Below are 25,167 nucleotides of genomic sequence, written 5' to 3'. Positions count from 1 at the left end.
ATGCCCAATGCCCAATGCCCAATGCCCAATGCCCAATGCCCAATGCCCAATGCCCCATTCAACTTGTTAGCAAAATAACTTTCCACTATAGGTCATAAATGAGATGATGGAGGAATTAGAGAAAAAGGTGAACAATTGTTATTTTTCTCCTTCCGCTTCTGGTTGCAGAATAGCATCACAGTATTGAATGAGGGTTGTCAAGCGATCGCTAATCGTTTGAAGTCTCGTTTGTACAGTAGATGCTTGCCGCGCTCCTTGCAAAAACATCACATCTATTGCCAACAGGCGCAATTGCTTGCTCATCTCGGTTTGATAAGACTGCACTCGCCAGTTTTCATCAGCCAAAGGCACAATCTGTTGCCCAAAAAATTGCTGCAACGTGGCTACACGCTGCCGTATTTCTGGCGCAACGATTTGGGTAGTTGTGGCATCGGAGCGTAATTGCTCTAACAAAGTTACGAATGCCAGATATTTCTCACGGTTTAAAGACATCCAGTGCTAGTTAAGATAGTATTAATGTCAAGTAATTTTTCTTCTACAATAAACTTTCTTAAAGACTTATCAGCACTAGAAGCCTCAAATCTTGATTTGGGGCTTTGTTTGCCATCAATGGATTTTCTTTCATTTAATGATCCTTGAAACTCAAACTGGATGACTACCAGACGCTCCTGCCTATCTAACGCTGTGCTATTGCAATTGGAAAAATCCTTACACTGCTTTTTTCACCCGTCTTTGGGCAACAGCATCTTTTCAGGGCGATGCTGCTAGTTTTATTTATCATTCACTTATCTACCGATCCTCTCTAAACCCAAATTGTATGAGCAGTATAGCGATAAATTCATCAGTTGACCTTGCCATTCCCGAATGGTTGAAAAAATGTTTGAAGGAGTCATCGACAAGTAGCGGCGCAGCGGAAGATGACCGAAGGCATAATGATGCCGTCTTAATTGGTCGGGCATTTGAATTTGCTTACAAACTGCATGAAGGCCAATACCGCAAATCGGGAGAGCCATACATTGCTCATCCCATTGCTGTGGCTGAATTGCTGCGTGACTTGGGAGGTAGTGCTGCTATGATAGCAGCTGGATTTCTCCATGATGTCGTTGAAGATACAGAAGTTACAAGTCCAGAAATAGAAGAACGCTTTGGCGCAGAAGTGCGGCAATTGGTTGAAGGCGTCACCAAGCTTTCTAAGATCAATTTCACCAGCAAAACCGAAAGTCAAGCCGAAAATTTTCGGCGGATGTTTTTGGCAATGGCGCAAGATATTCGGGTAATTGTGGTCAAATTGGCAGATCGTTTGCATAATATGCGAACTTTACAATATATGTCAGAAGCCAGCCGCCGCCGCAGTGCCCAGGAAACGCGAGATATCTTCGCACCTTTAGCCAATCGCTTGGGAATTTGGCGAATTAAATGGGAACTGGAAGATTTGGCTTTTAAGTATTTGGAACCGGAAGCTTACCGCCAAATGCAAGAGCATGTTTCTGAAAAACGGACGGCGCGAGAAGAGAAATTGGCTAGAGCTACGAACATGTTACAAGAGCGTTTGCAGCAAGCCGGAATCCACTTTCAGGAAATCAGCGGTCGCCCCAAGCACCTTTATAGCATTTACCAAAAAATGCACCGCCAGCAAAAGGAATTTCATGAAATTTACGATTTGGCAGCGCTGCGAATAATTGTTCAAACCAATGAGGAATGCTATCGAGCGTTGGCGGTGGTTCATGATGCTTTTCGCCCAATTCCGGGGAGATTTAAGGACTATATTGGGCTGCCAAAACCTAACCGTTACCAGTCATTGCATACTGGGGTAATTGGACTAACTGGCCGTCCTTTAGAGGTGCAAATTCGGACAATCGAAATGCATCATATCGCCGAGTATGGGATTGCTGCCCATTGGAAGTATAAAGAAACAGGTGGTTCTAGTATTAGCCATTTGACAGGCACAGATGACAAGTTTACTTGGCTGCGGCAACTGCTGGAATGGCAAACCGATCTTAAGGATGCCCAAGAATATCTTGATAGCGTCAAAGATAATCTATTTGAAGATGATGTCTATGTCTTCACCCCTAAGGGGGATGTTGTTCCTTTAAGTCCTGGTGCTACGACTGTAGATTTTGCTTATCGCATTCATACAGAAGTCGGAAACCACTGTTCAGGGGCGCGGGTGAATGGGCGAATGGTGCCACTGTCAACGCGGCTGCAAAATGGCGATATTGTAGAGGTTCTCACCCAAAAGAACTGCCATCCGAGTTTGGATTGGTTGAACTTTGTCAGAACTTCGGCGGCAAAATATCGGATTAAACAATGGTACAAGCGATCGCGCCGGGAAGAAAATGTCGCCCGTGGACGGGAGTTGTTAGAAAAGGAACTTGGTAAAACTGGTTTTGATAGTTTGCTGAAGTCAGATGCGATGCAGATTGTTGCTGAAAAGTGTAATTACCACAGCGTGGAAGATTTACTCGCTGGTTTGGGTTACGGAGAAATTACGTTGAACCTAGTGCTAAATCGCTGGCGAGAAGTAGCGAAGGGACAACAACCAGTTGCCATTGTGTCGCCATTTATCCCCAGAGAACCAGCGACATCAAAAGCTTTACGAGACGCACCTCCAAGTACCTCACGTTCCACTGATTCGCCAATTTTTGGGGTGGAAGGTTTGGTCTATTATTTAGCTGGGTGTTGTACCCCGATTCCTGGCGAACCAATTATTGGTGTGGTAACGCGAGGTAGGGGGATTTCAATTCATCGCCAAGGCTGCCATAATCTGGAAACTGTGGAGTATGAACGTTTAGTACCAGTGAGGTGGAACCCAGCCGCCGAAAATAGTGGTCGTCCGCACACGTATCCAGTAGATGTTCAAATTGAAGCCCTTGACCGTGTTGGGGTGCTAAAGGATATTTTGTCACGGTTAAGCGATCAAGGGATCAACGTCCGTCATGCCCAGGTAAAAACCTCTACTGGTCAACCTGCATTGATGGACTTAGGAATAGATATACGCGATCGCTCTCAACTAGAGCAAGTCTTCGTCCAAATTAAGAAAATGAGCGACATTTTGAATATCCGCCGCGTCGGTCAAATTGACGAGTAACAGGGGTATCAGTATCCCCAAAAAATCTTATCTTGCTTACCTAGCAGCCTGTCTGGGAACTCAATATGGCCGCTATAAACTGCGTCTAAAGAGATAAAACCTTCCCTGGCAGGTTCGTCAACTATTGATTTGACCTATCATGAGTGATATTATTCTGGCGATCTAGAAAATATGAATAAAATCTTCCTTGGCGGGTTCGTCAACGATTTTTTGAGTTTAAAATTGTTAGGAGCAATTAAAAATGGTTTCAGAGAAGTTTTTATTAGTCAAAGGCAAAGCAGGGATGGGAAATCGTTTTCTCGCTCTCTTGGACAGTATTTTATATGCTCAACTTACTAATAGAAAGATAGTTGTTGATTGGAGCGATGAGGTTTACTCAAATAATCGCAGCAATGTTTTTCCTGACTTTTTTAATCTTCATGATGTTACTCAAGCTTCAGAAATACCTTCTACTCAATCTGTCTATCCAAGTGTTTGGAAGAATAGCTTAGACAAATCTGTGAATGAGATACTTCTATCATACGAATCTCCAGATGATTTGCGATATAACAACCCGAAAATATGGTCAAAATATACTACTAACATGTCCCGCCTAGATTATAGTGAAGATATTTTGATTAGATGGTCGTATGTAACAGAGACTTATAAGCTAAGACGACATTTTGTAGGAGATTTCGCTTATCTCCAAAGTCTAAGTAATGAAACTATTTTAAAAAAGATAATTAGAGAACATCTGAGTTTACAACCTAATATTGAGGCAATTATTAAAAAAACTGTAGATAGTTCTTTTGAAGACATAGTAATCGGGGTTCATGTTAGATATACCGACAGAAAAACTTCCAAAAATCTCTATTTAGAATTTGTTGATAAGATTCTTGAAAAACATCCTAAAAGTTTGATATTTTTAGCTACTGATAATCCCGAAGTTGAGCATTTGTTTAGAGAGAAATATACTAATATTTTAGTGACAGATAAGTGGTATCCTGCGTCAGGCTCTTCTTTACACCAGAATCCTGAATGTCCAGATAGATTTGAAAATGGTGTTCAAGCCTTAATAGATATCTATTTATTAAGCAAATGTAATTATTTAATATACAACCAAACTTCTACTTTTGGTGTAGTCGCAAAGTTGATTTCTGATATCCCAGAAGCTAATACAATTGATACTTCTCAATACAGTTTAAAAGGAAAAGTCAAAAACTTAATTGCTTGGATTAGAGAAAAAACAGTTCTTTCGTGATCTTTTTTTTAATTAAAAGTTAAAAATTAAAATTAAGAAGAATAATGATTTTTAATTAATTTTGGGTACAAGCCCCACTGATTAAATTTTTAATTTTTAATTAGAGCAAAGCAACTTGACTATAGTGGTTATAGATTGAGGTGTAATGGATTCTTGATTTTAGAAGATGCCCCCAAAATTGCTTGGGAATATTGATTTGTGTATATATTAGTTCCAATCCCTATGCAACAATTATTTCCCGGAGAGGTATTCGCCAACACTGCTGATTTTGACACTGGTATTCGCCAGCTGTTACCGCGATACGATGAGATGTTAGAGGTAATTGCCCGTTGTTTACCTTCCACAAGTCGGCATATTTTAGAATTAGGTTGTGGTACAGGCGAACTTAGTCTCAAGATACTCAACCGCTTTCCAGATTCCCAAGTAATTGCCCTAGATTACTCACCTAGAATGTTGCAATTTGCCCAAGATAAAATCACAGCAGCTGGATATCAACAACGCTGGACTGGTATACAAGCAGATTTTGGCGACTGGACAAATAATCCAGAGAACTTGGATATTGGTAGTAAATTTGATGCTTGTGTCTCATCTTTGGCAATTCACCATCTCCAAGATGAGATGAAGTTGAAGTTATTTGAGCGAATTGCTGCTAGCCTCACTCAAAACGGCTGTTTTTGGAATGCAGACCCTACTTTACCAGAATCACCAGCCTTAGCAGAAGTTTACAAGGCAGCACGAGAGGAATGGTCACTTCAACAGGGAATTAGTTTGACAGAGATTCGTGCGAAGCTTGGCGCAACCAGCACTCAAGGTTACTCCAGTCAAGACCAGTTAGCTAGCTTAGATACTCATTGCCAAATGTTGAGCAAAGCTGGATTTAAGACAGTTGCAGTACCTTGGAAATATTATGGTCTGGCAGTATTTGGTGGCTGTTTATGAAAATTTTAGGTTTTGGATGCCTAGATTTAAGATTCGCCTGTCTCCAATAGGCATTTATAGCATTAACAACTTGATAGTAACAAAACAGCAATAAATAATATTATTTCTGTTGATAAGAACTAATATATAAACGCATTAGGTCTGTAAAGGAGGTCTTGCTAACTCACACAAGGGTTTTAGCTGAAACATGTGCTAATTAAGCTGGTTTCGTGTTTTTATACAATATTTCCACATCAGAAGTACCTGTGAGGATACTATCAATCCTCTACAGACCTATCCGAAAATACAGAGTAGAAAATTTCCTTCAGAAAAAACCAGGGACACGCAATTTGGATTCGTTTTTCTGCTCTTTTATCGAGTGGAGTTAAAGCCACTGTTTGCCATCACTTAGTTTCAAAAGGAGATATCTTGGATGGCTCGAAATAAAAAGAAATCAGCCGGGTTTAAGTATGAGCATCCACTTGTCTCTAGATGCCCTATTTGTTGTATTATCCCACCTCACATGCTGGAAAATGTCGTGGTAAATGGCAATCCTCAGCAGCGGAGTTGGGCTTTTCATACATTAAATGTTTCAGCACAACTTCGCGGACGCAGAGATGTCATAGGTACTGTCTCCTTTGCACCTTCACCGGGTGAGAAGCGCCGCACTATCTACGATGCCAAAAATGGACAGCAATTACCTGGCACATTGGTGCGTGCTGAAGGAGATCCACCAAGCAGTGATGTAGCAGTGAATGAGGCCTACGATGGTGCTGGTGCTACTTATGACTTATTTCATGAAATATTCGATCGCAATTCTATTGACGATAAAGGACTACGTTTAGACTCCACCGTGCATTATGGCGTTAAATATGACAATGCCTTTTGGAACGGCGACCAAATGGTTTATGGTGATGGCGACGGAGAAATGTTTCAGCGCTTCACAAAGTCAATTGATGTGATTGGGCATGAGTTAGCTCATGGGATAACTCAGTATGAAGCGGGTTTACAGTATTATGGCGAACCAGGGGCACTAAATGAATCGTTTTCTGATGTCTTTGGTTCCTTGGTGAAACAAAAGTTCAAAAATCAGACTGCACAAGAGGCTGATTGGCTAATTGGCGAAGGTCTTTTAGTCCCGACTGTCAAAGGTATTGCTCTCCGCTCAATGAAAGCACCAGGAACAGCATACGATGATTCGGTATTGGGTAAAGATCCCCAACCAGCCCATATTAAAGATAAATATACTGGTGATGAAGATAACGCTGGGGTGCATATCAACTCAGGAATCCCTAACCATGCCTTTTATCTAACGGCTATTGAGATTGGTGGGTATGCTTGGGAAAAAGCTGGCAAAATATGGTATATAGCTTTACGCGATCGCTTGCGTGCCAAAGCAGATTTTAAAAAAGCTGCCAACGTCACCATTCAAGTTGCTGGCGAACTCTACGGTAATGACAGTAATGAGCAAAAAGCTGTGCGAAATGCTTGGCAAAAGGTAGGAGTTATTTAAAGTTAGGAGTTAAGGGTGAGGAGTTAAGAATAAATAATCAATACCTTCCACTCAGTACTCAGGACTGATTAATCTGTTGTTTGTTGTTGTTAAACTGGGAGGTGAGAACTATAATCTCCCAGTCTTAGTATGTATTCCAACTAAATAACACAACGGAGAGCAAAAAATGCGGGTATCATTTGAACGCACGGGCGGCTTTGCTGGAATTAGCAAGAAGACAACCGTTGATACAGAAACTCTCCCACCACATGAAGCTGCCACACTTCCCCAACTGGTGGAAGTTGCTGATTTATTTAGGCTACCGGAACTAATTACTTCGCCAAATCCTCAGAGCGATCGCTTTCAATATAAATTAACAGTAGAAGATAACGGTAAGCAGCATACAGTGACTGTCAGTGAAGCAGCATTGCCAGGAACCTTAAGACCCCTGATTGAATGGTTGCAAACAATGGCACAAAAAAGGTAATTTGCTGAAAAACTTCAATTAAGGCTGACTTAACAATTCAAAATTCAAAAATAAATTCTAAATGCATTGTGGTGTGATGAATGAATAAATCAATCAAACGAGCTTTTTTAGACACTGAAGATGGACAAATTCTTTACCGTATTGGTGGCGAAGGAGAGCCTCTTTTACTACTACACATGAACCCACGTAGTAGTGATGAATACCGCGAATTAATGCCAATTCTGGCACAAAATTACTGCGTGATAGCAATGGATTTTATGGGTTTTGGAGATTCTGATAAACCGCCAAAGTTGTATTCAGTGGCTGACTACGCAAAAACTGTCATTGCTTTGTTGGATGAGTTAGGTCTTGAAAAAACAAACATTCTGGGAAACCACACGGGAGCTTTTGTTTCTGGAGAAGTAGCAGCAGCTTACCCAGAACGTATTAATAAATTAATTTTATGTAATGTAGCTGGCTTTGGTGAAGCTGGAAAAGTCGATTTAATGAGGAGATTTGATGAAGGTTTCGTCATTAAAGAAGATGGTTCGCACTTGATGGAAAGATGGTTGGCTCGTGCAAGATATGTAGGTTCTGCTGAGTTAAATCATCGATGGGTTTTAGATGATTTAAAATGCTTTGGCTATCCATTGTATGCAGTTTGGGCTGTGGGAAATTATTGCATTGAAGCTGCCGAAAGATTTAGTTTAATTAAATGTCCAGCTCTCATTCTTTGGGGAATTGATGATGTGGAAGAATTTGAGCGATTGGGTTTAGCACTAGCACAAGATAGATATTTTCTCTCTCAAGCTCTTCCTCATAGTAAAGTTGTCGAGTTTTCAAACGGAACTATTTGCATGATGAACCAAATACCAGAAAAAGTTGCAAAAACAGTATTTGAATTTTTGGATAGTGCGAATCTTTAAAGACAGTAATATCTTAGTATTTTTTGGTGGAACATTTATTTTAGTTTCTGGATTGTCACCCACTATGAATCTTCTATTTAGACAAAACAGCTGTACACTTAATCTCAACTATCAATCCTGGTGTAGATAAACCAGTAACGCCGATACCAGTCCAGGTAGGATAGTTATTAGTAAAATAGCGGTCTTTTACTTGCATAAACAATTGTAAAAACGGAATGATATACAGTGATTTATCAAAAGCAGTTGCTTCAGTTTGGAATTCCCCTAAGCCAGTACCAGTGACATGGTAAGTAATCATTTCTACCACATCATCAAAGGTAGCTCCTCCTGCATCCAGAACCTTTTTGACGTTTTCAAAACCCTGAACAAACTGGGCTTCTAAGCCTTTAACAATTTGTAAATTTTCATCTCTGCCTACCTGCCCAGAGATGTACAAAGTATTACCAACTTTAACACCAGGGCAATAATGAAATTTTTCATATAAAATTTCCATTCCCTTGGGAACAATCACTTGGCGAGTGGACATCACGAATTTCCTTATAATGTTTGTTTGAATAATAACGAGTATACAGTTTAGCAAATAAACACTAGTTTAGATCAATTTAAAATGTCACTTTAGCAGAGAAATGAGAAAGTAATTGCTTTGAAATTATTTTTAGTTTATGCATTCTTATTTCTCTATATTTTAGAATTTAAATAACGTCCTCTAGGCGCACCTATTACCTGTCCTTGATGGGAAATTATGTTCCCCCGCAAAAACGTACTTTTCACTCGTCCCGTTAACTCTACACCTTCAAATGGTGTATAACCTTGTTGTGACTCCGACTCAGCAGCACGTACCACAAAGGTTTCATTGGGGTCTAACAGCACCAAGTCAGCATCATAACCAATAGCAATATCACCTTTTTCTAACAACCCAAAGCGCCGCGATGGGTTCCAAGATAGCAATTTAGCCATCTGGCTGTAAGACATTCCCCGCTTGCTACCTTCACTAAATACACCAGAAAGTAAATATTCTGTACCGCCAAAACCAGACTTTGCTAACCAAATATTATTCGGGTCTTTAACATTTCTTTTTTGTTCAGCAGAACAGCAAGCGTGGTCGCTAACTATCCAATCTACTTGATTGTTTAATACTGCTTGCCACAAGTATTCCACATCAGCGCGAGGACGGATAGGAGGGTTAACTTTTGCCCAAATACCATTAGGAGTATCCACATCTAATAACAAATGTCCAACAGTAACTTCTCGCCGAAAATTAATATGGGGAAAAGCAGTTTGCATAGTCAAAGCTGCTTCCATTGCTTTACGCGAACTTAGGTGCAACAAATTGATATTTGCACAGTTAGTTTCATTAGCCAAATAAGAAGCAATACAAATTGCTAAACCTTCTGAATGAGGCGGACGCGCTGCACTGTAAGCGTGTAATCCGTTCAGACTAGAATCGTTTTCAACTATTTTGGTATAGGCATTGAGAATTTCTGCAACTTCACAGTGCAAACTCAAACTGATAGTATCTCGCGCTTCTGGATGTTTTTCCATCAAGCGAGTTAGACCGCGCATAATAAATTCAAAATGAGCAAAGTCGTATCTTTCTTCTTTGTTAATCATCAAAAAGAGGTTTTGCTGGTCTGATAAACCATGCAACCCATATCCGCCATAAAACATGAAGATTTTAAACGAAGATACACCGTGTTCTTCAAACAATAGAGGTATTTCGTCGATATGTTGGCTAGCTATAGGTGCGATGTGATAGGCGTAATCTACAAAAAAATTACCTGCGGATAACGCCAAAACCTCTGGAAAAAAATCGCGGTAGGAGCCGCCTTTGTTAAGATAATACTGCCCTGTACGGATGTAATTTAGGCTGGTAGTCACGCCTCCCATTGCGGCTGCTTTGCTTTCAGTCACAGCATCTTTGTCGAGGGGTTGATAGATACCGACGTGCATGTGGGCATCCACGACTCCAGGAAAGCCTAGCAGGTTTTTGCCATCAAATACCTCTTTGCCTGTGTCTGGGCTAATATTAGAGGCAATCTGAGCAAATTTTCCATCCTTAATGCCTAAGTCAAGTAGTTCGATTACATCCTGATGAGGACGAACTACCCGCACATTTTTGATAATTTGATCTAATACGGGAGTTACAGACACAGTAGACCTCACACTAATAGGACTTACGCACGAGTGAATTACGGAATAAGGAACCGCAGAGGCGCAGAGGACACAGAGGAATGAGAGTTTGAGGATATTTTGCTTCAGTTTTGACTAAAATAAGTTTAGTCAGGAATTCTAAGATCGAATCGGGGCGGAGCCTAAATCACATTATTATATAACGGTTTTTTATGAAATTATCTTCAGGGGAAAAGACAATGGAAAGTTTTAATGAGTATCATATAGACGCAAAGGGGTTTACTTTTCTCAAAAGTTTTCAAGATAACTGGCAAGTGATTAGAGATGAGTTTACAACCTTTATTAATAATGCCTCTAATGAGGAGTTAAAATTTACTTACGATGTTCTTGGCCCGAAAAGCCAAACCATTAAAACTAAGGGAAAGTCGAAATACAGTGCTTTTGGTATCTTGTTTCAAGGTGTGTTTGTTGAAAAATATATTCAGGCGCATCAAATAAAATATCCTGATTATGGGTCAGATGAAGCATCAAAAAAAGCACTTGTATTAAGAGAGAAATATTTTCCGAATTTAGCCAATATGATAAAAGATGTGAACCTGATTGAGGATGATATCATCAGAAATGTGTATTATGGTACATTTCATCCAGGCTTGGATATCAAGCTGCATATAAACTATAACCCTCATACAAATCGTGGCTATTTAGGATTAATTGTACCAGAGGGAGATGTGGCTATGAAAATATGTCACGAACAACTTTATTGGCATGAAGGAAAATTCCTAGTTTTAGATCATAGCTATCCCCACTGCCCGCATAATTACACCAATTATGATAGGACAGTTTTGGTTGTAGACTTTTTTAAACCGGATAAGCCTAGAGAGGAAGCGATCCAATTTGAGAAAGATCAAGTCACACAACGGATGCAAGATAATCCTTACAGTTTAGGTGTTTTTGGTAAAAGCGATAAAGCTAAAGAAGAAGATTTTATCAAGTATGGTTTAGCTCATCAATTAGAGTGGGATAAAGCCTTGATTTAGAAATGAACGTAACAACCTACAGAAAGTTAATAGCAAAGCAACTTCATCAAGATTTTAAATCTGCGATTGAAATTGTCGAAATTCCTCTTTCCAAACCTGCTGCTAGTGAACTTGTAATCCAAAACAAATTTGCTGGCGTTAACGGTGGCTTTGACACCTTGCTTTGTCGTGGTGACGTTCCATATATTAACTTAATTCCTCCCTTTGATTTGGGTGTGGAAGCTGTGGGGAAAGTTATCGCTATGGGTGAAAATGTCAAAGATTTTCAAATTGGTGATGCTGTCATAATTACGGCACGTGGCGGTGGTTATCGAGAATATCAGGTTATCAATGCAAACTTAGCAGTGAAGGTACGGGAAGCAACACCAGAGTTACTAACACTAATGCCCACGGGTGTATCAGCTTTAGTTGCATTGGAACAAGTAGGGGAAATGAAAAGTAATGAAGTGGTTTTAGTGACAGCAGCGGCAGGGGGAACCGGTCATATTGCCGTACAGTTGGCAAAATTAGCTGGTAATCATGTCATTGGTACTTGTAGTTCTGAGGCGAAGGCAAAATTACTGAGAGAATTAGGGTGCGATCGCATTATCAACTATCGCACAGAAAACCTCAATCAAGTCCTCAAGCAAGAATACCCTAATGGCATTAATTTAATTTTCGACTGTGTAGGTAAAACCGTATTTGATACCTGCGTTGATAACTTGGGAGTGCGGGGACGCTTAGTTGTAGTTGGTTTTATCTCCGAATACGCAAAAAATTTAGAACAAATTACACAACCCCGCCTTTATCACCAGCTATTTTGGAAAGCTGCTTCTGTGAGAGGCTTTCTCATGCCTCATTATAAAGAATATATGGCAGAGGCACGCGATCGCCTCTTAAACCTCTTCTACACAAACAAACTTAAAGTTGCTGTTGACCCAACACAGTTTCAGGGCATAGAATCAATACCCGACGCTGTAGAATATCTCCTCAGTGGTCAGAATTGTGGCAAAGTGGTAGTGAGATTTTAAGCAACACGGTATTAGTTTATATCCAGGCGAGGATAAAAATGACACAAGATTCAGAAAATACTTTAAAAGTTGCTCGGCAGGCATTTGATAATCTTACACACGGTATGGCAACTGGAGAGTGGGAAGCTTTATTAGATATGCTCACAGAGGATTTTACTCTTTGGTTTCCAATGGCAAAATTCCACGGTTTAAACGTGGGAAAAGAGCGAGCTAGAGAATTTTTCGAGTACGTTTCTGAATCCTTTAGTCCTGGGTTGAAGCTGACTGGTCTAGACCGTGTTACCAGTAATGAAACGACTGCTGTTTTTGAGTTTCGGGACGAGGGTCTTTTATTCGGACAGGCTTACAGAAATCGGGTAGCGGTTTCTTTTGACGTGCGTGAAGACAAAATTTGTGGCTATAGAGAATACTTTGGCAGCGATGGTAAATCGTATTAAATAATTCGTAATTCGTAATTAAGAATTATGAATTATGAATTATTTAATTTAGTTTTGTTAGTTACTCTCAGGGTTGAGTTCGTTGATTTCTCTGCACTTAGCCTCTGCGGCTTGATATGCTGCCAGATAGTCTTGACCACCCAACATTACATCACCGTAATATTCATAAGGTGGATCGCCATAAATTGGCAACGGATCATCTTCTGGATAATCTTCTTTTGATTCTTCAATGATGGCTTTCAGTTTTTTAACAGTCAGACTATGTGCTGCAAAATACCAGATTTCTTGGGGATTTTTGTTCAGGTAAGGTAATGTGGGATCGATAATGCGGACATTGCAGGCGTCGTCTAGCTCAATCCAACTGTGTTCAATCGGTCTGTATGGCTTCCCAGCAAAAGCTAAAAATCCCTGAATATACCTTGCTCCCTCAGTGGATAATGCTGCTTTATAAGCATTATCAAATGGAGTGCTAGCTTTGCTGTTTATCTGTTCAGCAATTTTGATTGACAGCGTTTCATCCAATAGTTTGTTCATCAATAGCAAGGATTAGAGCAGCCATGAAAACATCTTACCACTGCTACTTACCATTTTGCTTGGGTATTGAGTATTGGTTATTCACTAATGACTAATGACTGATGACAAACTTTACTTTGTGCTAATCACCATCTGTAAATTTATTAACAAGTCGCTTGAGGTGTAGGGCTTGGATAAAAGGGTTTTGACACTATTACCAAGGTTTTTAATCATTTCATGATTGAATGCTAATCCACTAACACCAATAATTTTGATGTCTGGATTAATTTTTTTCAATACATTGATCGTTGTTGGCCCATCCATAGATGGCATCATCATATCAACCAACACTACACTAATTTCTTGTTGATGTTTTGTATATAGTGCGATCGCATCAATCCCATCACTAGCCACTAAAACTTTATAGGCATTTTGTTCTAACCAGGTTTGAGTAACCTCTCGAATTGAAGCTTCGTCATCAACAACAAGAATTAATTCTCCATGCCCTGCTGGTAATTTCTGATCTCTATCTAACTTAACATCTACTTCGATTGTCTGCGTTACGGGTAAGCAAACTTGAAACTCTGTACCTTTGCCTACTTCACTAACTACATTCACAAAACCACTGTGGCTTTTGATAATGCCAAGGACTGTTGAAAGACCAAGCCCTGTACCTTTACCCACTTCTTTTGTTGTGAAAAATGGCTCAAAAATTCTATCTACTATTTCTCTTTTAATTCCTGTGCCTGTATCACGCACGGTAATCATTACATAAGAACCCACCTTAGCATCAATATTCATCCGGGCATAGTGGCTATCAACCCAAAAATTCTTGGCAGAAATCTTTAAGATACCGCCATGAGGCATAGCATCACGAGCATTAATGCAGAGGTTCATCAGCACTTGGTGTAACTGAGTCGCATCGCCAAAGACATTCCACAGGTTTTTCTGGGGAACATCAATGTGGATTTCAATAGCTCTGGAAAATGTTTGCTTAACAATATTTTCAATTTCTAAAATTGAATTACGTACCTGTAAAGTTTTAAAGTTACCTACAGATCCGCGTGAAAACCACAGCACTTGTTTAACTAAATCTGCTGCGCGTTTAATATTTGTTTCCATAATTGTTAGCCATTTCTGACTGTTTTCATCCGGCAGCTTTGGCTCTAAAAGTTGTACTGTCATCATCATGGGTGTCAGTGCATTATTGAGGTCGTGGGCGATGCCACTTGCTAGAGTGCCAAGACTCTCCATCCGCTGGGCCCGGAGAAACTGCGCTTCGAGTTGCTTTTTCTCTGTAATGTCGGAGTTGACAATCAGAATGGATTTGGCTTGCCCCTGATGATTGTTTACCAGTGTCCAGCGACTAGCAACGATGATTTCTTTACCTTGTTTTGTGACTTGATGTAACTCACCTTGCCACGAACCACTCTCAGCTAAAGTCTCCTGGATGTTTTTCAGTTGGTAAAAACTTGGCTTTCGATAAAAAAGCTGATTGGCATTCTTGTCCACTACTTCTTCTGCCATCCAACCGTAGAGATGTTCAGCCCCTTTATTCCAAAATTGAATTTGGTTAATCAAATTTTGAACGATAATTGCGTCTGTGGTGATGTTAAGCAAAGCAGCTTGCTCACGGATTTTCTGTTCTGCATCTTTGTGTTGGCGCAGCGCAGCTTGCTGTTCGGTAATATCAATTAGAAAGCCTGCCATCCGAGCAACTTTGCCTGTAGAGTCTAAAAAGATATACCCGTTATCCTCAACTGTGATGTAAGTGCCATCTTTACGACATACACGAAATTCAAGGTGGAATCGCTCTTTTGTGGATAAAATGCGGTTAATCTCTTTGTTAAAGAAGTTTCGATCATCAGGATGAACCAATTCTAGCCAGCGGTTCAAACCTCCAAACATCTCAGGCATAGAGTAACCTAATATTCGCTCTACATTGCCATCATATTTAATCTCATTGGTATGTAAGTGCCAGTCGTAGAGAATCTGACCACTTGCTTGAATTAATGCTTGATAGCGATTGTTCCACTCATCTAATGCATCTGAATGACATCGTAGTTTTTCCTCTATCCGTAGGCGCTCCAAGATTTCGGTCTCTAAACGTTGATTTTGCTCTGTGAGTTTTTTTGTGAGGTTTCGTAAACGTAAATGGGTATTTACCCTAGCTAAAACCTCTTGATATTCTAGAGGTTTGGTAATGTAATCTACTGCGCCAAGATTCAAGCCTTTGACTTTATCTACCTTGTCACTCATGGCAGTTATAAATATTATGGGAATATCTTGAGTGGCTGGATTTTTTTTTAAAAGTCTACAAGTCTCAAAACCGTCGATTACTGGCATTAATATATCTAGTAAAATCAGATCAGGCGAAGCATAAGCTGCCATTCTAACGGCACTTTGACCATCTTCAGCTACTAAAACTTGAAAACTGTAATACTCTAAAAAATCAAATAATACTTGTAAATTAACAGGAGTATCATCGACTATTAGAATAACAGGCTTTTCATTTTTATTAAAATTCATGCTTGCCTCTTATTAATTTTTTTTAAATTATCGAATTTGTTTGCCTTTAAAATAAAATCCTTGACAAGTTGATGAACATCTGTGGCAGATGGTACTTTATCACCTACTTGTTGGAATGGCAAAAAAACTTTGCTATTTCGACTATCTCTTGGTTGATTTGGTACATTATATTTTCTGCCAATTTTTTTAGATATTGACAAATTTTGGACTTGAAATTAAAAAGATTTAATTAAAAGTAAACTATGTCGCACTTTTATCCTCTTCCCAAAAACAAATCAATATAGTTAAGGGCGCACAGCTAGCTGCACGCCCTTACTACGTTTATCTATATAAATCATGGGGTTGTGGAGGGATCGAGTTTTAGCCGAGCTGTTTTAGGACGACATGGGCTTCCCCAACAAACCTGCCCAGAAGGCATATTAGTAAAAACACTACTACGAGCGCCAATCACAGCATTAGCCCCGATTTGCACTCCTGGCCCAACAAAACAATCTGCTGCTACCCATGCACCATTTTCAATGGTGATACTCGCTGTTTTCAACCCAAAAGCAGGATCTTGGAGATCGTGAGTACCAGTACACAGGTAACTTTTTTGGGAAATTACGCAATGTTCACCGATATGGATTTGATCGAGGCTATATAAAACTACGTTATCTCCAATCCAACTGTAGTTACCAATGGTGACTTTCCAGGGGTAGGTGAATCGGGCTGTGGGTCGAATTAATACACCTTTGCCGATACGAGCGCCAAATAATCGTAGCAAAGCACAACGCAGAATATTTAACGGTTGAGGAGTGAGGGGAAAGGCGATCGCTTGTACAAACCACCATAATAAAACATACCAACCTGGACGCCCCCGGTCAAACCAAGATTGGTCATATTTACGTAAATCTACGAAAGGTTGGTCATTAGTCATTTAATTCTAGATTTTAGATTTTAGATTTTAGATTTTAAATTTTTCCTTTAATCCAAAATTCAAAATTCAAAATCTAAAATTGGTATATTTAAGAGTCAATGGTCAATAGTTTTCCCTCTGCTTCTCTGCTCCCCTGCTCCTCTGCTCCTTTATCCGGGGTAGTTGCAGTATTTAAGTGACCACCGCAGTTGCGTAATTCGTAAAGTTTAACGCCAATTTGATATTCATATTGACTCAGCAATCGCCCATATATATATCCTGCTTTGCCATCTAAAAAACCGCGTTGAATTATATAAAACAAAATAAACCGCAACATCGGTTTAAATGGTAGCCGTACCCAAACTTTTTTCAGAAATCGTTTGCGTTGCACGGCATCGCCAAATAGATTAGCGCCGATAGTACCGCTATCATCTTTACCTGCAAGAATATTAAAATAAACACTGGCTTCCCAGTTTGAATAGCGGTTGTGGCGTTCTAACCAGTGGTAAAGGTCGCGGAAGTCCTCGTGAAGCATATCATTTTTGAGATACCCAACTTTCCCTTGCAAAATAACGTGTTCGTGAACTTCGTTATCACCAGTATTAGGAATATCTTCTGTATTTAGATTTTCGTAGCGACCTTTTTTATGTTGAAATAAACGTAGATTCCAATCAGGATATTTACCACCATAACGAATCCATTTTCCTAAGAAAAATACGCGACGGTTGAGATAATAACCTGTATATTCATCATTTTGAATTGCTTGGTCAATTTCTTCCCAAAGTTCCGGGGTGATGCGCTCATCACAATCTACAATTAGCACCCATTCATTACGAAAAGGTAGATTATCTAAAGACCAGTTTTTCTTTTTGGGCCAGCGTCCATTGAAATTGAATTGCACGACATTTACACCGTGACTTTTAGCAATTTCAATGCTGTTGTCGGTACTTTGAGAATCTACTACAAATATTTCATCTGCTCTGCTGAGGCTAGCAAGGCAAGCAGGCAAGTTAGCTTGTTCGTTTTTTGCCGGAATTAGTACTGAAACTGGTATTTTAGATGACATATTGAGTAGAAATTATGTTACTGTTTATTTCTTATTTGATGTAGATAAAAGACCCTGAATAGCAGCATTTAAGTAACCAATCTGACCGTAAGCATACACCAGTTTGTCAAATCGTTCTGCTGGATCTGAGAAATATTGTAATGCTTTATACAAGCCTCGCACAAACCGTTCGCTACCTCTCTGCAATTGAGCGATCCCAGCTTTACCAGCGAGTTGTTCTCGATAGCATTCACTGATACCCTGCCACCAGCCTCGGTTTAAAAACCAAGAGCGTTGGAGGCGCTCTGGGGCTACATTGTGAGCGACGAGTGCTTCGGGAAGATAAGCAACTTGCCAACCACGCTGTAGGGCGAATTCGGTCATTTGCAGTTCTTCGTTAGATAATAAATTTTTCCCCACTCTACCGAGATGAGGATCGAAACCGCCAATTTCTTCTAGGAAACTACGGCGGATAGAGTAATTTAAGCCTCTGGGTGTTGAGCCAGGTTGCTCAATGTAGATGTTACTGTCACCTAAGTCGTATGCACCCAGATTTGCAGCTAGTCCCGGAGATAGCCACCGTGGTTGTTGAATTCCTGGAGGCCACAGGAGAGTGACTTTGCCACCTGCGATCACTAGCTTAGAATTATTGTAATAGGCAGAATATAAAACTTGTAGCCAGCCCTGACTGGCAACGGCATCGTCATCTAGATAAGCAAGAATATCACCACTGGCTACCTTTGCACCCGTGTTACGGGCGACAGATAAACCAATGGTGGGTTCAAAAATATACTTCAGGCGCGGATTGTGGCTTCTTTGTTCTACAACTTCACGAGTGCGATCGCTAGAGCCGTTATCAACTACCACAATTTCAAAGTCAGCAGCAAAATCCTGCTCTAAAAGACTATCAATTGCAGCCCCTAAATAGGTATCTCGATTGTGAGTACAGATAATGGCAGAGATTTGGATGTCTGGCATAGATTGAATTTTGGATTTGAGATTTGGGACTTTCCTTCGGAACGCTACACGTAGCTTGCTTTCCCGGAGGGGTACGGCTACGCTCAGTCGAACGATTTTAGATTAAAATCTAAATCCAACGCATAACTGCTGAGAGTTAATCTAAACCAAAAGTTACCGACCTACCAACCGAGTTTCTTCGGAAATAATCTTTAAAACTTTACGTTTGTTGAATATGACTGTGTAAAACTACAAGAGTTTGCGCCAGTTGACTAAGGCGGGTTTCCAAAGATTGCTTGCGCCCTAACAGTTGACGTAACTTTTGGTAACGAGCGATCGCCATACTAACATTGGGCACCTGATCCGGTGGACATGGACGTGACCAAACTTTACCAGTATCGTCTACACCACAGAGGCGATAGCCAGTAATAGATGATTGATAAGATACTTTTCCACCAGTAGCGCAAATTTCTTCTACGTAGTTCATCAGGCGGTCAACTTCTGCATGACGCAGTGTCGCAGTTCCTCCTGGTTCTGGTTCGGTGGGATTGGATTCTAACCAGCCATTGACAATTGGCCCTTCTAAGTAAATATCCTGAATCTGCTTCAAAATATTTTGCAATTCTGTTTGCCAACCGGCCACAGTTTCCTGAATTTCTTGCAAGAGATTCATCGCTAATGCTGGATTAGCACCGTGTCGATGGCTACTAAAGGTCGGAGTTTTCAACTTGGGTAGGCTGGGTGTTCTGTTACCATTCTCTTCTGCTTGAAAGGTCTGCACAGATTCATGGTGAGGAAAGAAATTTTGGTCAGAAGGATAATCACTCTCAGTATTTACACTCAAGTCAATTGTTTGTCCTTGTGACTTTACTTCCCCATCCTGAGAGGATGGAATTTGTGTACTTTCTGTAGGTTCGTTAGCTCCGACGCTGATTCTAAAAGAGAAAGGCCGTTTTGTTGTCGAATCAGTTGTTTCGGCAGTAGAGGCAGTGCCGCGATTGCCTAAATCGTGTAGAGTTGCTTCAATGCGTTTTAAGCCTGCGTTCATAAAGAGATCCTAAAGTTTGCTGACCCCAGTATTGAATAATTAAGAGTGGGGTAGTTGGGATTTTTGGCTTTTGCCAGTTGTAGCATCTAATGATGTTGGTGCTAATTTTATCCCTTAAAAGTTATTTGAAACAAAAAATCTCACCAATGAAGTAAAAAAATGTGGTGATAAATTGTAACCGTGGGTATGTGGAGGACGCAGGAGGCAGGATGATTAGAAGTTGGAATTTATCTGTTGCTCTCAACCCCATCTAATTCCAAGCCACGAAATCGTAGATTTTGGTGGAGGATTATAAACCGCAAGCTCACTTGCGAGAATAACCGCAGGAGGCAACGGCAATATTCCTTCTGCCTCCTGCCTCCTGCCTCTCAAGTTAAAATACTCAGTAAAAAACTTTGGGTAAAATCATCTTAGTAACAGGGCCAGCACGATCTGGTAAAAGTGAATGGGCAGAAACTTTAGCCATGCAGTCAGGAAAAGCAGTTGTTTATGTAGCAACAGCCACCGATAACCCAGATGACCAAGAGTGGCATCAACGTATTTTAGAACACCAACAACGTCGTCCCCAAGACTGGGTAACTTTATCTGTACCTGTGGAACTGTCTGCTACCCTTGCTGATGCCAAACCCTATACCTGTCTTTTAGTTGATTCTTTAGGAACTTGGGTTGCTAATCTCCTAGAACAGGACGAATCTAGGTGGGAAAATACCCTTGCAGAGTTTTTGGAGACGGTGGAACTGGTTGCTGCTGATATCCTGTTCGTAGCAGAAGAGGTGGGTTGGGGTGTGATACCAGCTTATCCCCTTGGAAGGGCGTTCCGCGATCGCCTGGGTTCTTTAGTACGCCAGCTAGGAACACTTAGCGAAACTGTTTATTTAGTGACTGGTGGTCATGTCCTCAATCTCAGTATCCTTGGTTCGCCATTGCCAAATAAAGGAGATGCTGGAACATTCAGAAGTCAAGATTCTTAACTCTTGATTCAAATTAATCCCAAATCCAAAATCTAAAATCTAAAATTGTATTATGGCAACCAAACAAGAAGTTAGAGGATACCTTGCCTACTGGTTTCAGTTGGGTAAGAAAGTAATTACGGGCAACGGTGAGGCAAGCTTTTTGCTCCAATCGGTGCTAGATGGCGATCGCTATAGTGAAGAATTTGAAGAGTGCTGGCAAAAAATTATTTCACCGGAATCGGGTGATTGTTACCTGGAGGGTACATCCGAAACCATTGCTGAATTGTTGACACCAGCATGGGATATGCTGCCTTGTGGCTGTTGCAGTATGCCAGTAGCCAAGCGAAACGTCGGAATGCCCGCGTTGTTATGTCCGTGCAATGATTTACCTAACTGGCCAAATACTGAATTGCCAGCACCGCGAGAGCCAATTAAAACTCAAGACCAACTCAAAATAATTTGCGATCGGCTTGTAAAGAATATTACATAAACAAACAACCAATTTGGAAATCTGAGAACTTTTTTCTAATTTTCTAATTATTTGATTATTTTAATTTCTCCTGTAGTGCCCTTGAGTCTTACTACAGAATTTTTATATGCCTGTACTAGCTAGTGGAAAATAACTATTAGTTATTAACTATGCCCAATCCCCAAAATCCTAAATATTTTACTCATTAACCGTGCCACTATAGAAAATAGAGCTGCAAATTGAGCAATAGGAAGACTAAAGAACACTGTGCAGATAACATTCTTAGGGACGAGTTCCGGTGTACCCACGCGATCGCGCAATGTTTCCAGTGTCGCTCTGAGATTACCCCAAAGGGCAGAGCTATGGTTATTCGACTGTGGCGAAGGTACTCAGCATCAAATTATGCGGAGTGAACTGAAAATCAGTCAACTCTCCCGAATTTTTATCACCCACATGCACGGCGACCATATCTTTGGCTTGATGGGACTTCTTGCTACTTGCGGCTTGGCTGGCAATGTAGAACGAATTGATATCTATGGCCCACCTGGATTAAATGATTACATTCAATCTGCCTCACGTTATTCCTACACCCACTTTTCTTACCCAATCAAAGTTCACGCCGTCCGTCCAGGGGTAATTTATGAAGACGATGACTTCACCGTTAGTTGCGGTAATTTGCATCATCGGATTACAGCTTTTGGCTACCGCATAGCCGAAAAAGACCGAGCCGGACGCTTTGATGTGGAAAAAGCCAAGGCGTTGCAAATTCCTCCTGGTCGGGTTTACGGTCAACTCAAGCGTGGTGAAACAGTTACCCTTGCAGACGGACGGGTGATTGATGGCACCCACTTGTGCGGCCCTACAGAAATTGGTCGAAAGATTGCCTATTGTACAGACACAATTTATTGTGATGGTGCAGTGGAATTAGCTCATGATGTCGATGTATTAATTCACGAAGCAACCTTTGCCCATCAAGATGCAGATTTGGCTTTCCAGCGGTTGCATTCCACAACAACAATGGCAGCGCAAACAGCCTTAGCTGCTGGGGCGCATCGACTGATTATGAGTCATTTCAGTCCCCGCTATGCTCCCGGAAATACTTTGGAGTTGAAGGATCTGCTCAAAGAAGCTCGTGCTATTTTTCCCCGTACTGATATGGCTTACGATTTTATGATTCATGAAGTACCCAGACGGCGGGAAGTAGAGTTAACCAAGGTAAGCGTTTAAATTTTGGATTTTAGATTTTAGATTTTAGATTTCCTATTGAACGCTTCTAATCTAAAATCTAAAATTAACCAGGCTCTATCTTAGATTTTAATAGTCCCATCATAATATCAAGCAAATAAACAGTAGCTTTGTTTTCCGAGTAAGTCAACTATTTAACCAACAATTTACGGTTAACTAGATGTATCAAGAATATACAAATAGTATGGTTTAAATATTTTTCTCAATGTGTTTTTTATATTACAAGTTATCAAAACAACTTTAATATATAGCACTGTTGTGAATCGGATTATTTTATACTCAAATACTTAGGAAAAATAATTAATTTTTCGTCAAGATTTTTCTTCTTTCAATAAAATATTTATTAAAAATTTATCCTTCCAACACTGATTAAGAATTTATATGCATGAATTGATGAACATGAAAGCGCCAGTTGGCATAATATTATGCCAAATTAGCTTGTCATTGTTGGAAGAAGAATTAAGTATGCGATCGCAGCTATTAGGTGTAAAAAATCATTTCATATTTCTCATAAATCTTCCAAATAAATATAGTGTTTCGATAGTAGAGGAGTTTAATAGTGGCTAAGACTAGTCTGAATCAAGAGCAACAGGTTACTACTTCAGCACAAGGCGCAGTTGACATCAGACAACTATCTACTATTTTGCTTCGCCGACGCTTTCTGATCTTTGGGGTTTCCTGTGTAGTTATGTCAGTTGCTAGCCTCTTAGCTATCAATGCCAAACCTACTTACCAGAGCAATATGCAGATATTGGTGAATTCCAATTTATCTGAAGGATCACAGCTAAATACTCAGGTTACTGATTCAAATTCTCAAGTTGTTGATTCCACAACTCAGATGAAACTCATGCTGAGTTCTAAGTTACTTCAGAAAGCTGTAGATTTACTTCATTCTGATTATCCTGATATTACCTTACAAGACATCAATGGTCAAAAAGAACATAACAGAAAAGCACCTTTAGAAGTAACTCCAGAAGCAGGAGGCATAGGAGCAAATAAAGTTTTTAATCAGGCATTTAAAGTTTCTTTTAATGATGACGATCCAATAAAATCCCAAAGAGTACTTCAAGCTCTACAAAAAGTCTATCAAAACTACAACAAACAGCAGCAAAAAGAACGTCTAAATCAGGGATTAGCTTTTGTAAACACTCGCCTACCTGAGATAAAAAAAGAGGTAAGTAAAGCTGAGAAAAACTTAGAACAGTTTCGCAAAAAACATAAATTACTCGATCCTGAAGTCCAAAGTAAAATTCTGCTAGAATCTCTAGCCGATATTCAACAACAGCTACAAACCACTCGTGCCAACCTTCAAGATGTAAACGCTCGCTACGATAATCTAGAGCAACTAATAGCGTCTTCATCTCAACAGAATACACTACTTTCTTCTCGTTTAAATCAGTCAAGCCGCTATCAAGCATTATTAAGTGAAATTCAAAAGACTGAACTAGCATTGGCTAAGGAGCGGCTCCGCTATACAGATGATTACCCATCGGTACAAAAATTAAAGCAGCAACGCCAAAGTCAGCTATCTCTCTTACGAGAAGAGGTAAAAAACATTAGTAATAGTAGTAAGGAAAAACCCCTATTCAAAGGACAAATGCTAGGGGTTGATCCAACGCTAGTAGATGAATTTGTTTTGGTAAAGACAAGTGTTTTAGGACTAACTGCCAATGAAAAAAATCTAGTCGAGTCAGAACAGCAACTACGCTCTGAGCTAAACAAATACCCAAGTTTAATAGCAGAGTACAATCGTCTGCTGTCAAAGGTAGAAACTAGCCGCAAAAACCTTGAACAACTACTCCAGGTACAACAGTCATTAGGACTGAAAATTGCTCAGGAAGGATATAACTGGCAAGTTTTGGCAGAACCTTCTCCCGGTACTTATATGGGTAACAACAGATTATTACTTTTAGTTGGAGGAGTGATAATTGGGTCGATTTTAGGTATCTTAGCAGCCCTAATTAGGGAAAAATTTAATGACGCTATTTATTGTGCCGGAGATTTAAAGAAACTAACGAATCTACGTGTACTGGGATCGGTACCAAAACTACCATCACGTAGTGTCAAAAAGCGGCGGCTGGGGCTGCCTTTGAACGGACGAGTCAGTTCAGATTCTTCTGTAATAGAAGCCATTAATAAATTGCCCGTCCATGAAAATTTAGACATGATATACCAGAATATTCAAATATTAAAATATCCCTTAACGTTCAAGTCGCTGATGTTTACTTCAGCACTATCAGGGGAAGGAAAGACGACCTTAGTATTAGGGCTTGTAGCTAGCGCCGCCCGGATGCATCGACGGGTATTAGTAATTGATGCTAACCTACATAATCCTAGCCTGCACAAAATATTGGAACTATCCAATGATTGGGGACTATCTCTATTATTAGTTGATGAGACGACTACTAATTTTCAAGATTACATCCAGCCAATTCACCCCTCCATTGATATTTTGACTGCTGGTCCAGAACCAGAAGACACAGTAAAGTTGCTCAGTTCTCAACGGATGAAAGAACTAATAGAGGTCTTTGAGCAAAATTATGACCTAGTACTAATAGATGCTCCATCTATTTTAGGCACGGTTGATGCCAGGATTGTGGCATCTTTTTGCAGTGGTATTGTAATGGTAGAGCGCATGGGGAAAGTGACTAGAACTGAACTGACTCAAGCAACAGAAATTTTGAGTAAGTTGAATTTAATTGGAATTATCGCTAATGAAGTGAGCAATTCTCAAAAGGTATTGGCATCGTAGACTGAAGAAGTATGGGG

General features: G+C 40.1%; 23 protein-coding genes. 13 read left to right on the top strand and 10 right to left on the bottom strand.

Translation table 11 applies throughout. The annotated features are described in order from the left end of the window. Positions 1 to 138: 138 nt before the first annotated feature. Positions 139 to 492 (bottom strand): heterocyst frequency control protein PatD, encoded by a 354-nt coding sequence (patD, locus tag HWQ42_RS17730; RefSeq protein WP_292728752.1) that lies wholly within the window; start codon positions 490 to 492, stop codon positions 139 to 141. Between the two features lie 325 nt (positions 493 to 817). Here patD and HWQ42_RS17725 point away from each other — a divergent pair, with 325 nt between their 5' ends. The 6 genes from HWQ42_RS17725 (at position 818) to HWQ42_RS17700 (ending at position 8,130) form a co-directional block, all read left to right on the top strand. Further along, on the top strand, positions 818 to 3,088 hold the full coding sequence (locus HWQ42_RS17725; RefSeq protein WP_292814476.1) for a bifunctional (p)ppGpp synthetase/guanosine-3',5'-bis(diphosphate) 3'-pyrophosphohydrolase: 2,271 nt from the start codon (positions 818 to 820) through the stop codon (positions 3,086 to 3,088). A 241-nt stretch (positions 3,089 to 3,329) separates the two neighbouring features. Beyond that, positions 3,330 to 4,328, top strand: a complete 999-nt coding sequence (locus HWQ42_RS17720; RefSeq protein ID WP_292814473.1) for a nodulation protein NodZ — start codon at positions 3,330 to 3,332, stop codon at positions 4,326 to 4,328. Between the two features lie 222 nt (positions 4,329 to 4,550). Beyond that, positions 4,551 to 5,267 (top strand): trans-aconitate 2-methyltransferase, encoded by a 717-nt coding sequence (locus HWQ42_RS17715; RefSeq protein WP_292814482.1) that lies wholly within the window; start codon positions 4,551 to 4,553, stop codon positions 5,265 to 5,267. A gap of 412 nt (positions 5,268 to 5,679) precedes the next feature. Further along, complete coding sequence (locus HWQ42_RS17710) at positions 5,680 to 6,759, top strand: M4 family metallopeptidase (RefSeq protein WP_292814470.1); 1,080 nt, start codon at positions 5,680 to 5,682, stop codon at positions 6,757 to 6,759. A gap of 166 nt (positions 6,760 to 6,925) precedes the next feature. Then, positions 6,926 to 7,225: a protealysin inhibitor emfourin gene (locus tag HWQ42_RS17705; protein WP_099100009.1), complete on the top strand. Its 300-nt coding sequence runs from the start codon at positions 6,926 to 6,928 to the stop codon at positions 7,223 to 7,225. Positions 7,226 to 7,305: 80 nt separating this feature from the next. Then, on the top strand, positions 7,306 to 8,130 hold the full coding sequence (locus tag HWQ42_RS17700) for an alpha/beta hydrolase (protein ID WP_292814465.1): 825 nt from the start codon (positions 7,306 to 7,308) through the stop codon (positions 8,128 to 8,130). A gap of 73 nt (positions 8,131 to 8,203) precedes the next feature. Here HWQ42_RS17700 and HWQ42_RS17695 read toward each other — a convergent pair whose 3' ends face one another. Both HWQ42_RS17695 and HWQ42_RS17690 read right to left on the bottom strand, forming a co-directional pair. Continuing rightward, positions 8,204 to 8,656 (bottom strand): RidA family protein, encoded by a 453-nt coding sequence (locus HWQ42_RS17695; RefSeq protein WP_292814463.1) that lies wholly within the window; start codon positions 8,654 to 8,656, stop codon positions 8,204 to 8,206. Positions 8,657 to 8,808: 152 nt separating this feature from the next. Next, positions 8,809 to 10,281 carry an amidohydrolase family protein gene (locus tag HWQ42_RS17690; RefSeq protein ID WP_292814460.1) on the bottom strand — a complete coding sequence of 491 codons (1,473 nt, stop codon included), beginning with the start codon at positions 10,279 to 10,281 and terminating at the stop codon, positions 8,809 to 8,811. Positions 10,282 to 10,499: 218 nt separating this feature from the next. Between HWQ42_RS17690 and HWQ42_RS17685 the strand changes: the two genes are divergently transcribed. From HWQ42_RS17685 to HWQ42_RS17675, 3 genes are read left to right on the top strand one after another with little or no spacing between them, the layout of a single operon-like run. Then, a complete protein-coding gene (locus HWQ42_RS17685; RefSeq protein WP_292814479.1) occupies positions 10,500 to 11,297 on the top strand; it encodes an aspartyl/asparaginyl beta-hydroxylase domain-containing protein in 798 nt (265 codons plus the stop codon). 2 nt (positions 11,298 to 11,299) lie between these two features. Beyond that, a complete protein-coding gene (locus HWQ42_RS17680) occupies positions 11,300 to 12,307 on the top strand; it encodes a zinc-binding dehydrogenase (protein ID WP_292814457.1) in 1,008 nt (335 codons plus the stop codon). 38 nt (positions 12,308 to 12,345) lie between these two features. Next, positions 12,346 to 12,744 carry a nuclear transport factor 2 family protein gene (locus HWQ42_RS17675; RefSeq protein WP_292814455.1) on the top strand — a complete coding sequence of 133 codons (399 nt, stop codon included), beginning with the start codon at positions 12,346 to 12,348 and terminating at the stop codon, positions 12,742 to 12,744. A 57-nt stretch (positions 12,745 to 12,801) separates the two neighbouring features. Here HWQ42_RS17675 and HWQ42_RS17670 read toward each other — a convergent pair whose 3' ends face one another. From HWQ42_RS17670 to HWQ42_RS17640, 7 genes are all read right to left on the bottom strand, one after another. Continuing rightward, positions 12,802 to 13,278: a hypothetical protein gene (locus HWQ42_RS17670; RefSeq protein WP_292814452.1), complete on the bottom strand. Its 477-nt coding sequence runs from the start codon at positions 13,276 to 13,278 to the stop codon at positions 12,802 to 12,804. 111 nt (positions 13,279 to 13,389) lie between these two features. Next, positions 13,390 to 15,786 (bottom strand): response regulator, encoded by a 2,397-nt coding sequence (locus tag HWQ42_RS17665; RefSeq protein WP_292814449.1) that lies wholly within the window; start codon positions 15,784 to 15,786, stop codon positions 13,390 to 13,392. After that, positions 15,783 to 15,986, bottom strand: coding sequence for a hypothetical protein (locus HWQ42_RS17660; protein WP_292814446.1), 204 nt, complete (start codon positions 15,984 to 15,986; stop codon positions 15,783 to 15,785). Before HWQ42_RS17660 ends, HWQ42_RS17665 begins: the two co-directional genes overlap by 4 nt. Positions 15,987 to 16,120: 134 nt before the next feature. After that, a complete protein-coding gene (gene hpsU, locus HWQ42_RS17655; RefSeq protein ID WP_292736683.1) occupies positions 16,121 to 16,702 on the bottom strand; it encodes a hormogonium polysaccharide biosynthesis acetyltransferase HpsU in 582 nt (193 codons plus the stop codon). Positions 16,703 to 16,790: 88 nt separating this feature from the next. Further along, positions 16,791 to 17,747: a glycosyltransferase family 2 protein gene (locus tag HWQ42_RS17650; protein WP_292814443.1), complete on the bottom strand. Its 957-nt coding sequence runs from the start codon at positions 17,745 to 17,747 to the stop codon at positions 16,791 to 16,793. A gap of 24 nt (positions 17,748 to 17,771) precedes the next feature. Beyond that, complete coding sequence (locus HWQ42_RS17645; RefSeq protein ID WP_292814441.1) at positions 17,772 to 18,704, bottom strand: glycosyltransferase family 2 protein; 933 nt, start codon at positions 18,702 to 18,704, stop codon at positions 17,772 to 17,774. Between the two features lie 199 nt (positions 18,705 to 18,903). Next, the gene (locus HWQ42_RS17640; protein ID WP_292814439.1) at positions 18,904 to 19,731 is read right to left on the bottom strand and encodes a hypothetical protein; all 828 of its coding nucleotides are present in this window, start codon (positions 19,729 to 19,731) and stop codon (positions 18,904 to 18,906) included. 395 nt (positions 19,732 to 20,126) lie between these two features. Between HWQ42_RS17640 and cobU the strand changes: the two genes are divergently transcribed. From cobU to HWQ42_RS17620, 4 genes are all read left to right on the top strand, one after another. Further along, the gene (cobU, locus tag HWQ42_RS17635) at positions 20,127 to 20,702 is read left to right on the top strand and encodes a bifunctional adenosylcobinamide kinase/adenosylcobinamide-phosphate guanylyltransferase (protein ID WP_292814436.1); all 576 of its coding nucleotides are present in this window, start codon (positions 20,127 to 20,129) and stop codon (positions 20,700 to 20,702) included. Between the two features lie 52 nt (positions 20,703 to 20,754). Beyond that, a complete protein-coding gene (locus tag HWQ42_RS17630) occupies positions 20,755 to 21,174 on the top strand; it encodes a hypothetical protein (RefSeq protein WP_292814435.1) in 420 nt (139 codons plus the stop codon). 246 nt (positions 21,175 to 21,420) lie between these two features. After that, entirely contained in the window at positions 21,421 to 22,380 is a 960-nt protein-coding gene (locus tag HWQ42_RS17625) for a ribonuclease Z (RefSeq protein WP_292814432.1), read from the top strand. 577 nt (positions 22,381 to 22,957) lie between these two features. Continuing rightward, positions 22,958 to 25,150, top strand: a complete 2,193-nt coding sequence (locus HWQ42_RS17620; protein ID WP_292814430.1) for a polysaccharide biosynthesis tyrosine autokinase — start codon at positions 22,958 to 22,960, stop codon at positions 25,148 to 25,150. The last annotated feature ends 17 nt before the right edge of the window (positions 25,151 to 25,167 follow it).

Origin of the sequence: Nostoc sp. JL23 (genome assembly GCF_017115065.1) — a bacterium.
GTDB lineage: Bacteria > Cyanobacteriota > Cyanobacteriia > Cyanobacteriales > Nostocaceae > Nostoc > Nostoc punctiforme_A.
This window is presented reverse-complemented; position numbering and strand designations above follow the sequence as displayed.